Here is a 12329-nt window from a genome sequence, read left to right as displayed (position 1 = left end):
AGCGATACGAGCTTATTGCATCGCGAGTTCGACGCAGTTGCGCCCTGCCCGCTTGGCGCGCGCCAGGGCCGCGTTGACCCGGACTGCCAGCGAATCGCCGTTTTCCAGTTCGCCCAGCTGGGCCACGCCCAGGCTCACCGTCAGGTGGTCGCAACCCGGGATCTCGGCCTGCTCGATGGCGGCGCGCAGCTTCTCGGCCAGCTTGAGGCCATCGATCGCGCTGGTGTGCGGGGCGATCACCTGGAATTCCTCGCCGCCCGAGCGCACCAGCGCGTCGCTCGAACGCAGCAGCGCACGGACCGTGTCGGCCACGGTGCGCAGCGCCACGTCGCCGACCGGGTGGCCGTAGGCGTCGTTGATGTTGCGGAAGCGGTCGATATCGAAGGCGATCAGCGCCAGCGGCAGGCGGTAGCGGCGCGCACGCTTGATTTCCTGCTCCAGCAGGTATTCGCCGTGGCGCCGGTTGGCCACGCCGGTGAGCGCATCCAGCGTTGCCAGCTGGGTCACGCGGCCCAGCAGCTCTTCGCTTTCGCGCATCATCTCGGCCATGCGCAAACCAAACGCGGCCAGCTGGGCCAGATCGGCAAAGGCGCCCAGCTCGGCGCGCGAGAACGGGCGCGCATGCCCGAACAGCAGGCACAGGGAGCCGCGCGGCGCGCCGGGGCCGGAAGCTGGAATCGGGACACCCAGCACCATTTGCACGCCGCGCGCGTGCAGGGCTTGCGCCAGCTCCGGCTCGCCCGCCTTGTCGAGGGCATCCAGCAACGCCGGTTCGCCGCTGGCGGCGGCCAGCAGGCCGGGGAAGGCATGGCGCAGCGGCGACTGCAGCAGGCGCTCGGCCCGCCCCAGGATCGCAGCCAGGTCGAGGCCCGCCGCGCCGTGCTGCGCTTCGAGGCGCAGGTCGCCACCCTCGTGAAGCTGGAACATCGCCGCGTGCAGCACGCCGGGCCAGCCCTGCAAGGCCACGCACAGGCGTTCGCCGAAGCGGATGCTGTCGTCGGCTTCGGCCAGCGCCTGCTGGGCCTCGCTGCGCACCGCCAGCAGCGAAGCCAGCTCCACCTCGACCGGGCCTGGTGCCGGCGCTCCCGTAAAGCCCTGCGCCAGGCGCGCGGCGACCTGGGGCTGGAGCTCGCCCGGGCCGAAGGGACCGATCGCATAGTCCAGCGGGCCGTGGGCCATCAGCGCCGGCAGCCAGCGCGCATTGGTGAAGGGGCACAGCACCAGCACCGGCGCGCCGGCGCGCTGCGCGACCAGCTGGCCGAGGGCCGCCAGGTCGATGCCGATCTCGAAGCGTTCGAGGTCGAGCACCAAGAGGTCCGCCGGCTGCTGCGCCAGCAGCTCGCTCGCGCTTTCGGCGCCATCGGCCACGCGCAGCTGCGCGAACAGGGCGCCGCAGTCGCGCTGGAAGCCGGCGCGGCGCGGCGCGGCCGGATTGACGAACAGGCAACTGGCCGGCGCAGGTGCGCCGTGGTGCGGGGACATCCCTTCTTCCATTTTCATTCCTGACAAGCGGTTCCAGACCAAAACGATGGAAAGTTTGCCATAAAGCACCTTGAACCGATAGCGAAGATTTGTCTCCGAGTGTGTGGAAGCGCACTGTCGCACATGGGCGCGCCATTGAATACTCTCCCGGTCGATCGAACGCAGAACCTATCAGGAGTATTGCAATGGCAAACCAGGATGACGTGGCAAACAAGCAGAAGGCGATCCAGAGCCGCCAGGACCAGCGCGACGGCAGCATGCAGAAGGCCGAGAACGAGGAGCCGGTGCAGACCGGGATCCAGCAGCCGGCCCCGCCGATGCCCGAGCAGCACCTCGCCAAGCCGGGCATCGAGGCCCAGATGGAGCAGAAACCGAAGTTCATGGCCGAGCAGTACAAGGGCAGCGGCAAGCTGGCCGGCATGACGGCGATCGTCACCGGAGCCGATTCCGGCATCGGCCGCGCGGTCGCGGTGCTGTACGCGCGCGAAGGCGCCGACGTCGCCGTGATGTACCTGAACGAACACGAGGACGCCGCCGAAACCAAGCGCTGCATCGAGGCCGAAGGCCAGCGCTGCGTGACCATCGCGGGCGACGTCAAGGACGCCGAGTTCTGCAAGGACGCGGTCGAGAAGGTGGTCGCCGAATTCGGGCGCCTCGACATCCTGGTGAACAACGCCGCCTTCCAGGAGCACGCCAGCTCGCTGCTGGACATCACCGAGGACCGCCTGGACGAGACCTTCCGCACCAACATCTACGGCTACTTCCACATGGCGCGCGCCGCCCTGCCCTACCTGAAGGAAGGCTCGTCGATCATCAACACGGGTTCGGTGACCGGCCTGAAAGGCTCGAAGAAACTGCTCGACTACTCGGCCACCAAGGGCGCGATCCACGCCTTCACCATGTCGCTGGCGGCCAGCGTGATCGACCAGGGCATCCGCGTCAACTGCGTGGCCCCGGGCCCGGTCTGGACCCCGCTGAACCCGGCCGACCAGTCGCCTGAGCAGATCAAGGAATTCGGCGCCAGCACCACCTTCAAGCGTCCGGCCCAGCCGGAAGAACTGTCGCCGGCCTACGTGTTCCTCGCGTCGCCGGTGTGCTCGGGCTACATCACCGGCGTGATCCTGCCGATCACCGGCACCGTCGGCGAGTGAGGCCGACACCAGGTCAACAATAAGGAGAACGCGTATGCCGCGCAGCATGTGGAAGGGTGCGATCAGCTTTGGACTGGTGCACATCCCCGTCGATATGTATCCGGCGGTCGACAACAAGGGGCTCGACCTGACCATGCTCGACCGGCGCGACTTCTCGCCGGTCGGCTTCAAGCGCTACAACAAGGGCAACGGCAAGGAAGTCTCCTGGGACGACATCGTCAAGGGCTACGAGTACACCAGCGGCGAATACGTCGTGCTGTCCGACGAAGACCTGCGGCGCGCCAACCCGGAGGCGACCCAGACCATCGACATCCTCGCCTTCGTCGATGCCGAGGACGTCTCGCTGCTGTACTTCGAGCAGCCCTACTACCTCGCACCCGGCAAGGGCGGCGACAAGGTCTACGCGCTGCTGCGCGAGACACTGCGCAAGGCCGGCAAGATCGGCATCGCGCGCGTGGTCATCCGCGTCAAGCAGCACCTGGCGGCGCTGGTCTGCGTGGGCGACACCATCGTCATGAACACGCTGCGCTATGCCGACGAGATCCGCGATGCGGGCGACCTCAAGATCCCCGAGGCCGACGACAAGAAGGCCCAGATCACGGACAAGGAACTCAAGATGGCGATGGCCCTCGTGCAGGGCATGGCCGAGGACTGGGATCCCGAGCAGTACCACGACACCTACCGCGAAGACGTGCTGGCCCTGATCGAGAAGAAGGTCAAGGCGCACCAGACCAAGACCATCACCATGCCCGAACCAGGCGAAACAAAGCGCGAAACCGGCAAGGTCATCGACCTGGTCTCGCTGCTGCAGGCCAGCCTGGGCAAGAAGCCGTCGAAAGCCGCGGACGATGACGACGATGACGACGACCCGCCGCCGAAGAAGCGCCGCCCGTCCCGCGATGACGAGGACGAGGAAGAAGCGCCGCCGCCACGCGCCCGCAAGACGGCCGCACACGGCACCGACCGGGTGGCCGCCAGCGGCGCCGCGCCCAAGCGCAAGACCGCGACCAAGGCTGCGGCGAAACCGGCTGCGAAGAAGACTGCCGCCAAGTCCACCGGCGCTCCATCGACGGCTCCCGCGCGCCGCAGGAAGGCGGCGTGACGGATGGATGAATTCATCGATTTCCTCCAGTGGCCGGCGATGCTGGTCACCCTCGTTGCGGCCTACCTGATCGGCTCCAAGCGCGCCGAAAGGCGCGTGTTCGGCTTCTGCACCTTCATCCTCAGCAACGTGCTGTGGATCATCTGGGGCATCCACGACGAGGCCTGGGCCCTGATTGCGCTGCAGACGGCGCTGATGGTGACCAACATCCGCGGGATCTTCAAGAACGAGTCGGCGTAGGACTGCCTGAGCGACAAGCGCATTGGGTAGGGTGGTCGGCTCTGCCGACCGCGCGTTCGACTCACTGCTGCTTCGTGGTTTCGCATGCACTTGCTGCACGCATGGCCGCGTATCACCGCGTGGGCGGGAGACCCGCCCACCCTACAGTAACGGAAACGTCTGCGCCTTCAGCGCATGCTGGTCACGTGAGCATCACGCTGCGCGTGCCATCCCAGGCGTTGCGCGATGATGCGGCGGTAGTGGGTGTCGATATGCGCCGGCGTATGACGCAGGTAGCGTTCCGCCTCCGCGCGCTCCTCCTCGGGCAGGCTGTCGAGCGTGCGCACCACCTCGTCCGGCGTCGGCACCCGTCCCGACTCTCCCTCGAACTTGGCCGGCAGCGCGGTCCAGACCGCGGCGTCGATGCGCATGCGGCGCAGCCAGGCGGCGATGCGGGCATCCTCGTGCGCTCCCTCGCGTGACGGAATGCTGCCGATCCAGTCCGGCCGCGCGGGTGTGATCTTTTCGCGCGCGCCCAGCATCGCGCGCGCTTCCGTCAGGTCTGCGGTGGCCAGGTAGGCCCAATAGGTCGGCATGGGCCGCGCGCCCTCGCACAGCACCAGGGCCACTTCGGCGCTGTCGTCGCTCTTGCGCACGAATTCGATCGGCAGGCGCGGGCCGCCGGGGTGCCAGCCGGAGGCCAGCTTCAGGGGTGCGGGCTTCCACAGCAGGGAACCCCAGGCGATACAGACGATATTCATGGCAGGCAGGCGGGTAGCAAAGAAGGCAGTCTAGCTTGCCAGAGAAATACGACATGCACGGCTGCGCGCACCGCGATTGTCGCGCTGCCCTGCCCGCCGCGCTTCCTACGCTCCCGCCAAGCCGAAACCGTGCGTTCGATTCCGCCCGGGTGAGGGATACTTGGGCTGTCTCCATTACCGACCAGATCACCATGCCAGACAGCGCCATGCCCTTCCTCGTGTTGACACGTGCCGGTTTCGATGACGTCGCCGCCCGGGTCGACCTGGCCAGGGCCGCGCTCTACCTCAACCCCGGCCTGCTCACCGAAAGCGAGATCGCGCGCCTGCGCGAAACGGGCACGGCGGTCCACGTGATGGCCACAGCGGTCGATCCGCTCAAGCCCCAGGAGGTGCAGCAGGCCCTGCTGCTGACGCGTAGCGCCGGCGGCAGCGTGTGGGTGGAGCGCGGCGCGCCGCGCGCGACGCCGGTGGCCAAGGCGGCCGAACGGCTGCAGCCGGCCAGCCCGGCGCAGAACCCCGCCACGCCGCTGGGACGGCGCCTGGCCCGCAGCGCCGGCGTACTGGCCCTGGACGCGCTGCGCCGGCTGCGCGCGCCCGAACACGGACGGCGCCTGCTGGCGGTGCCCTACCTCGGTTTCGGCAACACGCACCGGATCTGGCTGAAAGGCCGCCTGCTGGACGAAGCGGCCTTCCGCGAACAGAGCGGCACCGACAGCGGCTGGCAGAACCTGGTCGCGCTGTACCGCCGCCTCGAGTCCGACGAAGTCGCCGATGCGCGCGTGCTGGCCCGCCTCCAGGCGCAGACCTTCGAGACCCGTACCGACGCCGGCGGCTATTTTTCCTTCGATTTCGCTCCCGATGCACCCTTGTCCCCCGGCTGGCACACCGTCGAGCTCGAGTTCCCGGACAACGTCCAGCCCGACGGCGCGGCGCTGCGCGCCCAGGCCGACATCAAGGTCCCGGCCACCGGCGCCCGCTTCGGCATCATCAGCGACATCGACGACACCGTCCTGTGGACCAATGTCACCAACAAGCTGAACATGGCGCTGATGCTGGCCCGCACCAACCACCACACGCGCAAGCCTTTCAAGGGGGTCGCCGGCTTTTACCGCGCACTGCGCGATGGCGTGAGCGGCAACGAGGACAATCCGCTGTTCTATGTGTCGAGCAGCCCCTGGCACCTGTACGGTCCGCTGGTCGACTTCCTGAAACTGCAGGACATCCCGCTCGGCCCCCTGCTGCTGCGCGAACTGAGCGTGCGCCAGGTGCTCAAGCTGACCGAGCACGGCAACCACAAGCTCGAGCAGATCGAACGCATCATCGATTTCTATCCCGGCATGCAGTTCATCCTGATCGGCGACAGCGGCGAACAGGATCCCGAAATCTACACCGAAGTCGTGCGCCGTCATCCGGGTGCGGTAAAGATGATCTATATCCGCAACGTCAATCCCGACCCGTCGCGCATCGACGCCCTCGATCGCCTGATCGACGAGGTCAGTGCCGTCGGCACCCAGCTGGTGCTGTCGCCGGACAGCGTGTTCGCCGCTTCGCATGCGGCAGCCGAAGGCCTGATCGCGGTCGACCGGCTGGCATCGATCCGGACCGACAAGCGCGACGACGAGCTGGCATCCCCACCAGGCACTGCATTATGAAAACCTATCAGTGCGATCATATTAATCAAATTTATTAATATACTGCTGGGCCATAGAATCCTCCTATCGATTGACAACACCAGGAGATTCACGCATGACCCAGCCCCGCCTGACCACCGCATCCGGCATCCCGGTCGCCGACAACCAGAATTCGCTCAGCGCCGGCCCACGCGGCCCGCTGCTGCTGCAGGATTTCCACCTGATCGAAAAACTGCAGCACTTCAACCGCGAGCGCATTCCGGAACGCGTCGTGCATGCCAAGGGCTCGGGCGCCTACGGCACCTTCACCGTCACCCACGACCTACGTCCCTTCACCAAGGCGAAACTGTTCGCCGAGGTCGGCAAGCAGACCCCGGTGTTCCTGCGCTTTTCCACCGTCGGCGGTGAAAAAGGCAGCGCCGACACCGAACGCGATCCGCGCGGCTTCGCCCTGCGCTTCTATACCGAGGAAGGCAACTGGGACCTGGTGGGCAACAACACCCCGGTGTTCTTCCTGAAGGATCCGATCAAGTTCCCGGACTTCATCCACACCCAGAAGCGCGATCCGCAGACCAACCTGAAGTCGGCCAACATGATGTTCGACTTCTGGAGCCGCGCCCCGGAAAGCCTGCACCAGGTGACGATCCTGTTCTCGGATCGCGGCACCCCGGACGGCTACCGCCACATGGACGGTTTCGGCAGCCATACCTATAGCCTGATCAACGAAGCCGGCGAACGGGTCTACGTGAAGTGGCATTTCAAGACGCGCCAGGGCATCCGGAACCTCAGCGCCAGCGACGCGGTGCGCATCGCCGGCAGCGACCCGGACTACGCCCAGCGCGACCTGTTCGCGTCGATCGGCCGGGGCGAGTATCCGCAGTGGGATGTGAAGGTCCAGGTGGCCAGCGCGCAGCAACTGGCGGACTGGGAGCAGCGCACCGGCTGGAACCCGTTCGACATGACCAAGGTGTGGCCGCACGGCGACTTCCCGATGCTGCCGGTAGGGGTACTGGAGCTGAACCGCAACCCGGACAACTACCATGCCGAAGTCGAGCAGGCCGCCTTCTCCCCGGCCAACGTGGTGCCGGGCATGGGCTACTCGCCGGACAAGATGCTGCAAGGCCGCCTGTTCGCCTACCACGACGCCCAGCTGTACCGGGTCGGCACCAACCACCAGCACCTGCCGGTGAACGCCCCGCGCTGCCCTTTCCACAACCAGCAGCGCGACGGCGCCATGGCGATCGCCAACGGCGGCGCGGCGCGCAACTACGCCACCATCGACAGCGTCGGCCGCGGCGCCCTGGGCATGGGCCACGGCGAACCGGAGCTGCCGATCACGGGTGACGCCGGGCGCTATGACTTCCGTGGGATGGAAGACGACTACACCCAGGCCGGCAATCTGTTCCGCCTGATGACGGCCTCAGCGCGCCAGAACCTGTGCGACAACCTGGCGGGGCCACTCAGCCAGGTGGACGAGGAGATCCTGGTGCGGCAGTTGAGGCAGTTCGACAAGGCGGATGCGGCGTATGGACGTGGCGTCAGGGCTTCGCTGAAGGCGCTGGGCCGCAACGTCGATTGATGCGCAGGTAGCTTCGGAACGAACTTGGGTCCCGGCCTGCGCCGGGACGACGGTTTTTCAGTCAGCTCAGAGAAGCACGTGTCGAAGCTGCCAACCTAAAGACCGTCGTTCCGGCGAAGGCCGGAACCCAATTTTCCATGAGTAGCCCGAAGCTTACTCATCAAACCCCAATATTTTCATCGCCTTGGTCACCGCCTTGGCCGCCTTGGCATACCCCGTCCACGGGTCGTTCCCCCGGTCCAGCCGCGTGTGCACGTTGGTCACCGTCCATTGCGTGCTCGACTTGAGCTTCATCAGCTCATCCCACTCGAGCGGCACTGAAATGCCCATGCCCGGCCGGGCGCGCGCCGACCAGGCGCTGACGGTGGTGGCGCCGCGGCCGTTGCGCAGGTAGTCGATGAAGATCTTGCCGACCCGGTTCTTGGCGCCGCTCTTGAAGGCGAAGCGGTCCGGCAGCGTGGCCGCCAGGTGGCGCACGATCGCCTGGGAGAAGGCCTTGACCGTATCCCAGCCGTATTCGGGCTTGATCGGCACCACCACGTGCAGGCCCTTGCCGCCGCTGGTCTTCAGGAAGGCGGGCAGTCCCAGCTCGTCGAGGAAGGCGTGCATGATCTGCGCGGCCTCCTGCATCTGGTGCCACTCGACGCCTTCGCCCGGGTCGAGGTCGAATACGATGCGGTCGGGCGTCTCGTAGCTCTTCGCCACCGCATTCTGCGTGTGCAGTTCGATCGCGTTCCACTGCGCTACCGACAGGATGCCCTCGACCCCGGCGATTTCCAGCATCGGCGGATTGTCCGGATCGAGCGCCGGGTCCATCTGCTTCACGCCGGGCAGCTTCTTGACGTCGGCGTGCTTCTGGAACACCAGCTCGGCGCCGATCCCGCTGGGCGCCCGCACCAGCGTCAGGGGACGCCGCTTGAGGTGCTCCATCATCAGTTCGCCCACCAAGGCGTAGTAGCGGATCACATCGAGCTTGGTGATGCCGGTGGACGGGTCGACCACCCGGTCCGGATTGGTCACGCGCAGGGTCTCGGGCAGCTTGCGGTGCAGGCCTGGAGGCGGCGGGCTCACCGGTTCGTCGGTCGGCGCCGAGTGCGGCTTCAATGCGTCGATGTCCTCGATGTGGCGCGGCTCTTCGCGGGTGATGCCCTTGGCCGGCTTGTCCTTGCGCAGGCCCTGGAACACCGGATGGCGTACCGAGCCGGTATTGGTCCACTCCGAGAAGCTGACCTCGGCCACCAGCACCGGCTTGACCCAGTGATGCTGGCGTCCCGGCACGGCGCGCGGCGGGAACGGGCTCTCGTCGGTGCGCAGCGCTTCCAGGCGCTCGCTGATGTCCATGAGTGAGGCGTGGTTGAAGCCGGAACCGACGTTGCCGGCGTAGCGCAGCACGCCTTCGCGGTCGTAGGTGCCGAGCAGCAGCGAGCCGACGCCCTTGCGCGAACCCTTCGGGTCGGTGAAGCCGCCGATCACGAATTCCTGGCGCAGGCCGCACTTGAGCTTGATCCATTCGGGGGAGCGGCGCTCCACGTAGCGCGAATCGCGGCGCTTGCCGATCACGCCTTCCAGGCCGATCTTGCAGGCGGCCAGCACCAGCTCGTCCGGGTTGGTCCCGAACTCGGCGGAGAAGCGCACCTTGTCCGACTTGGCCTCCTTGAGAACCTGTTCCAGCGCCGCGCGGCGCTCGACCAGCGGGACGTCGCGCAGGTCGTAGCCGTTGCAGTACGGGGCATCGAACAGGAAGTACACGATGTCGGCCGTGCGCACGCCGTCGAAGGCCAGCTGCAGCAGGCCGAAGTTCGGCTTGCCGTTCTCGTCGTGCACCACGATCTCGCCGTCGTACCAGCCGTCCGGCAGCCCGATGCGCTCGAGTTCCTTCTGCAGCGGCTGCAGCTTGTCGGTCCAGTCGTTGTCGTTGCGGGTGATCAGGCGCACTTGCCCGTTCTCGACCCGCGTCAGCATGCGGTAGCCGTCGAACTTGACCTCGAACACCCAGTTCTCGGGGTCGGGCGGCGGGGCGTCCACCAGGGTGGCCAGCTCCGGCGTGAACTTCTCCGGCAGGGCCGCCTTCTTCACGCCTTCCGGCAGGCCGGGCACGCTGGCCTTCCTGGCACGGCTTGTTTTCGCAGCCGGCTTGGCGGCGGCTTTGCTGGCCGCGGTTTTGCTAACGGCTTTTGTGGCGCTCTTCGCAGCAGATTTGCGCGCGGGTTTGCGCACCTCTTCCGATTGCGCTTCCGATTGGGCCTCCGCCTTCAGGGCGGCCACCTTTCCACGTGCTCGTTTCGGCATCGGCAGCTCCTTGACACTGTCGGGCATTTCGTCCACCACCGAGAACTCCTCGGCCGGGCGGGCGTACTCGTCGTTTTCCTTGATCAGGAGCCAGGGTTCCTGCCTGTCGTCGCCGCGGCCCTTCATCCGCACCAGCACCCAGCGCCCGTGCATCTTGTGGCCGTGGATCTCGAACTTCAGGTTGCCCTTGCGGTAGCCTTCGTGCGGGTCGCCGATCGGTTCCCATGTGCCCTTGTCCCAGATGATGACTTTGCCCGCCCCATATTGTTTGGGTGGGATGGTGCCTTCGAAATCGGAATACGAAATCGGATGGTCCTCGACGTGCACGGCCATGCGCTTGTCATGGGTGTCGTAGCTGGGGCCCTTGGGCACGGCCCAGCTCTTCATGGTCCCGTCGAGTTCCAGGCGAAAATCGTAGTGCAGGCGGGTTGCCCAGTGCTTCTGGATCACGAAAGTCAGCGCGTCCGTGCTGGCCACGCCCCCTTCGGCGGGCTCGGACGTGATGTCGAAATTGCGCTTGGCCTTGTACAGTTTGAGCGCGTCTGGCATGTGGCACCTCCCGGCTATCGGCGTGCCTTCAGTATCGCGCCGCGCTGGCCGGCCCGACTGTACGCCAGCTAACCATGACCGTGGCGGCCTGCAAATGTAAGCGGATGTAAATACAGTCAACGGGCCGTCGCGGCCTGCCGTTCATCGCTCAGAAGCATGCGATCTTTCCTGACAACCTGAATGAGGAAAAGCCATGATGCGCAAGATTGTTGCTGTCCTGATCGCCGGCCTGTTCGCGAGCTCCGCGTTCGCCCAGACCGCCACCGACGCCAAGGTGGATGCCGAGGCGAAGGCGGAAAAAGCCCAGGCGGACGCCAAGGTGAAGAAGGCCACGGCCGAAGCCAAGGAGGATGTCGCCAAGGCCAAGGCAAGTGCCCAGAAAGACAAGGCCAAGGCCGACCGCAAGGCCGCCGAGAAGAAAGCCGAGGCGAAGGCCGACAAGGCGGAAGCCAAGGCCGAAAAGGCTGCGGACCAGGCCGAAGCCAAGGCGGACAAGATGAGCACCAGTAGCACCAAATAAAACGCCGCCAAGCCCCCATATATCAAAGGACAGGGTACCCCTGTCCTTTGTCATTCCTGGCGCTACAATGCGGTTTTACCTCGCCGCGAGCGCGCCATGCACCGAATCGTCTTCCTCGACCGCGACAGCCTGCAGGCCAGGGTCCGCGCTCCCGCCTTTGCCCACGCGTGGCAGGACTATCCCGGCACGGATGAAGCCGACGTGGTCGCGCGCCTGGCGGGCGCCACGGTCGCCGTCACCAACAAGGTGCCGCTGCGCGCCGGCGCGATCGCGCAGCTTCCCGAGCTGAAGATGGTCGCGATCGCCGCCACCGGCAGCGACAACGTCGACCTCGCCGCCTGCCGCGAGCGCGGCATCGTGGTCGCCAATATCCGCAACTATTCACAGGTCTCGGTACCGGAGCACTGCTTCGCCCTGATCCTGGCGCTGCGCCGCAACCTGCGCGCCTACGCCGCCGACGTGGAAGCCGGCCTGTGGGAGCGTTCGAGCCGCTTCTGCCTGCTGGACCACCCGATCGGCGACCTGGCAGGCAGCCGGCTCGGCATCGTCGGCTTCGGCGCCCTCGGGCGCAAGGTGGCCCAGCTCGGGCGCGCCTTCGGCATGGAAATCGCGGCCACCGCGCGCGCGCCGCTGGAAGAACCCGGCGTGCTGCAGCTGCCGCTGGACGAGCTGCTGGCCACATCGGACGTCGTCAGCCTGCACCTGCCGCTCACCGAACAGACCCGGCACCTGATCGGGGCGCGCGAGCTGGCGCGCATGAAACCGTCGTCCCTGCTCATCAACACCGCACGCGGCGGGCTGGTGGACGAGGCGGCGCTGGCCGCGGCCCTGCAGGCAAACAGCATCGGCGGCGCCGGCTTCGACGTCCTGAGCAAGGAGCCGCCCGATCCCGCCAATCCGCTGCTGCGCCTGCGCCTGCCGAACTTCATCCTGACGCCGCACGTGGCCTGGGCCAGCGCGGGCGCGATGCAGACCCTGGCCGACATGCTGGTCGATAACATCGACGCCTGGGCCGCCGGCCGGCCGCAGAACGTGCTGGCCTGATG

The 12329-nt window shown here is 66.7% G+C and carries 10 protein-coding genes; 7 read left to right on the top strand and 3 right to left on the bottom strand.

Going from position 1 to position 12329, the window contains the following annotated elements:
- Window positions 1-12 precede the first annotated feature (12 nt).
- On the bottom strand, window positions 13-1482 hold the full coding sequence (locus LK539_RS11455; RefSeq protein WP_227801032.1) for a diguanylate cyclase: 1470 nt from the start codon (window positions 1480-1482) through the stop codon (window positions 13-15).
- A 185-nt stretch (window positions 1483-1667) separates the two neighbouring features.
- Between LK539_RS11455 and LK539_RS11450 the strand changes: the two genes are divergently transcribed.
- Genes LK539_RS11450 through LK539_RS11440 form a run of 3 tightly spaced genes read left to right on the top strand, consistent with a single transcriptional unit; the run spans window position 1668 to window position 3975 of the window.
- Window positions 1668-2633 carry an SDR family oxidoreductase gene (locus LK539_RS11450; protein ID WP_227801031.1) on the top strand — a complete coding sequence of 322 codons (966 nt, stop codon included), beginning with the start codon at window positions 1668-1670 and terminating at the stop codon, window positions 2631-2633.
- 34 nt (window positions 2634-2667) lie between these two features.
- Window positions 2668-3735, top strand: a complete 1068-nt coding sequence (locus LK539_RS11445) for a Ku protein (RefSeq protein WP_227801030.1) — start codon at window positions 2668-2670, stop codon at window positions 3733-3735.
- A gap of 3 nt (window positions 3736-3738) precedes the next feature.
- Window positions 3739-3975 carry a hypothetical protein gene (locus LK539_RS11440; protein ID WP_227801029.1) on the top strand — a complete coding sequence of 79 codons (237 nt, stop codon included), beginning with the start codon at window positions 3739-3741 and terminating at the stop codon, window positions 3973-3975.
- A 167-nt stretch (window positions 3976-4142) separates the two neighbouring features.
- On the opposite strand, the gene LK539_RS11435 is transcribed toward LK539_RS11440, so the two are convergent.
- Complete coding sequence (locus LK539_RS11435) at window positions 4143-4715, bottom strand: hypothetical protein (RefSeq protein ID WP_227801028.1); 573 nt, start codon at window positions 4713-4715, stop codon at window positions 4143-4145.
- Window positions 4716-4906: 191 nt separating this feature from the next.
- Between LK539_RS11435 and LK539_RS11430 the strand changes: the two genes are divergently transcribed.
- The gene (locus LK539_RS11430; RefSeq protein ID WP_227801027.1) at window positions 4907-6367 is read left to right on the top strand and encodes an App1 family protein; all 1461 of its coding nucleotides are present in this window, start codon (window positions 4907-4909) and stop codon (window positions 6365-6367) included.
- A 94-nt stretch (window positions 6368-6461) separates the two neighbouring features.
- Window positions 6462-7925, top strand: a complete 1464-nt coding sequence (locus LK539_RS11425) for a catalase (protein WP_227801026.1) — start codon at window positions 6462-6464, stop codon at window positions 7923-7925.
- Between the two features lie 153 nt (window positions 7926-8078).
- Here LK539_RS11425 and ligD read toward each other — a convergent pair whose 3' ends face one another.
- Window positions 8079-10763, bottom strand: coding sequence for a DNA ligase D (ligD, locus tag LK539_RS11420; protein WP_227801025.1), 2685 nt, complete (start codon window positions 10761-10763; stop codon window positions 8079-8081).
- A gap of 193 nt (window positions 10764-10956) precedes the next feature.
- Between ligD and LK539_RS11415 the strand changes: the two genes are divergently transcribed.
- Together LK539_RS11415 and LK539_RS11410 are read left to right on the top strand one after the other, a co-directional pair.
- Window positions 10957-11283, top strand: coding sequence for a hypothetical protein (locus LK539_RS11415; RefSeq protein WP_307729100.1), 327 nt, complete (start codon window positions 10957-10959; stop codon window positions 11281-11283).
- A gap of 96 nt (window positions 11284-11379) precedes the next feature.
- Window positions 11380-12327 (top strand): D-2-hydroxyacid dehydrogenase, encoded by a 948-nt coding sequence (locus tag LK539_RS11410; RefSeq protein ID WP_227801024.1) that lies wholly within the window; start codon window positions 11380-11382, stop codon window positions 12325-12327.
- The last annotated feature ends 2 nt before the right edge of the window (window positions 12328-12329 follow it).

It is taken from the genome of Massilia sp. IC2-476 (assembly GCF_020707295.1).
In the GTDB taxonomy this organism is placed as follows: domain Bacteria; phylum Pseudomonadota; class Gammaproteobacteria; order Burkholderiales; family Burkholderiaceae_D; genus Telluria.
Note: the sequence above shows the minus strand (reverse complement) of the source record. Positions and strands in the feature narration are given on the sequence as shown.

Coding starts and splice junctions, on each gene's coding strand:
- LK539_RS11455 (WP_227801032.1), bottom strand. CDS start 1,482: ATGTCCCCGCACCACGGCGCACCTGCGCCGGCCAGTTGCCTGTTCGTC.
- LK539_RS11450 (WP_227801031.1), top strand. CDS start 1,668: ATGGCAAACCAGGATGACGTGGCAAACAAGCAGAAGGCGATCCAGAGC.
- LK539_RS11445 (WP_227801030.1), top strand. CDS start 2,668: ATGCCGCGCAGCATGTGGAAGGGTGCGATCAGCTTTGGACTGGTGCAC.
- LK539_RS11440 (WP_227801029.1), top strand. CDS start 3,739: ATGGATGAATTCATCGATTTCCTCCAGTGGCCGGCGATGCTGGTCACC.
- LK539_RS11435 (WP_227801028.1), bottom strand. CDS start 4,715: ATGAATATCGTCTGTATCGCCTGGGGTTCCCTGCTGTGGAAGCCCGCA.
- LK539_RS11430 (WP_227801027.1), top strand. CDS start 4,907: ATGCCAGACAGCGCCATGCCCTTCCTCGTGTTGACACGTGCCGGTTTC.
- LK539_RS11425 (WP_227801026.1), top strand. CDS start 6,462: ATGACCCAGCCCCGCCTGACCACCGCATCCGGCATCCCGGTCGCCGAC.
- ligD (WP_227801025.1), bottom strand. CDS start 10,763: ATGCCAGACGCGCTCAAACTGTACAAGGCCAAGCGCAATTTCGACATC.
- LK539_RS11415 (WP_307729100.1), top strand. CDS start 10,957: ATGATGCGCAAGATTGTTGCTGTCCTGATCGCCGGCCTGTTCGCGAGC.
- LK539_RS11410 (WP_227801024.1), top strand. CDS start 11,380: ATGCACCGAATCGTCTTCCTCGACCGCGACAGCCTGCAGGCCAGGGTC.